This window comes from Streptococcus infantis (genome assembly GCF_019929575.1).
Classification (GTDB): domain Bacteria; phylum Bacillota; class Bacilli; order Lactobacillales; family Streptococcaceae; genus Streptococcus; species Streptococcus infantis_L.
In genome coordinates this window covers 1-1,162 of sequence record NZ_JAHZPU010000065.1, presented here as the reverse complement: position 1 = coordinate 1,162, position 1,162 = coordinate 1, and the positions used below count along the sequence as shown (strand labels likewise).

The 1,162-nt window shown below is 39.5% G+C and carries 1 protein-coding gene; it reads right to left on the bottom strand.

Translation table 11 applies throughout. The features are described 5' to 3' along the window. Positions 1–56: 56 nt before the first annotated feature. A complete protein-coding gene (locus tag K1I67_RS09650) occupies positions 57–1,076 on the bottom strand; it encodes an IS30 family transposase (RefSeq protein ID WP_223312652.1) in 1,020 nt (339 codons plus the stop codon). Positions 1,077–1,162 lie beyond the last annotated feature (86 nt).

Genomic DNA, 1,162 nt, shown 5'->3' with positions numbered 1-1,162 from the left:
CCCCAATTGTCAAGTCAAGTGCAACAAAGTTGTTCCTCTGATTAAGCGAGTATCTTTCAAGCTGTTTGAGCTGACTCAAACAGCTTTTTTGCAGACTGATAGCCATGGATTCGTCTAGGCCTTTCATTGATAGCCTTTGTATAGTCCTCTAAAAGTGTCGGCTTTAGTTCTTTTAGTGAGACTCCCTTTGGAATGAACTCTCTTAATAATCCATTGAAATTCTCATTTGTACCTCGTTCATAAGATGAATAGGCATGTGCAAAATAAACATCTAATCCCTCTATTTTACTCAATGATGAAAATTCGTTTCCATTATCTGCAGTGATGGACTTAATGGGATAAAGTTTCATACACTCTAAGACTGCTTGATTGACATACTCTGCTTTCTTTTCGACAAGTTTCTTTGTGACAGCATAACGTGTTTGTCGCTCTACCAAGGTCAGAATAGAAGGTTCTCCTACTGTCTTTCCACCTAGAACAGAATCGATTTCCCAATCTCCAAAACGGGAGCGATTATTGATTTCTTCTGGCCTTTCTTCAATTGACTTTCCTAGATGTTTCTTGGTAGAGGGACGCTTGTTAAATTTCTTACGGATCCGCACTGCTCTTGGTAAATCAATAACCTTAATCTCTAACAAACCTTGATGGATATAGTTATAGAGCGTCTTGGTTGAAGGAACAACTGCATCTACATGTTGGAGCCTGTAGGTATGAACAAAGGTATCCACGCTATGCACCCTTGGTTTCTCTCTCATTGCTTTTGTGAATTTTGTCAGAAAGTCGTCCGATACACAATCCAGTTTCAGATAATAGCTGGCTTCTCTGGCCTGACGATAGCGGTTATGGGCCGCATCTGCATAATAGTGTTGATAATAGACCTTCTGTCCATTTACTTGTTTCACTTGTGTTATAGAACCTCGATTAATCTCACGAGTAATAGTAGAGCGATTTCTCCCCAGTCTACGAGCAATCTCAGCAGGTTTGAGTCCTACGCTTAAATAAGCTTCAATTTCTCCTCGCTCAGCTTCAGATAAGTGTTTGTATGATTGATTTGTGGTAGAATAGTTTGTGGACATGTACATCTTCCTCTATACTGTTTTTTGCAACTCTAGTATATCAGATGAACATGTCTTTTGTGTTGCACTTCATTTTACAACAGGGC

Excerpts from the sequence above, each read along its gene's own strand:
- K1I67_RS09650 (WP_223312652.1), bottom strand. The coding sequence starts at position 1,076 with ATGTCCACAAACTATTCTACCACAAATCAATCATACAAACACTTATCT.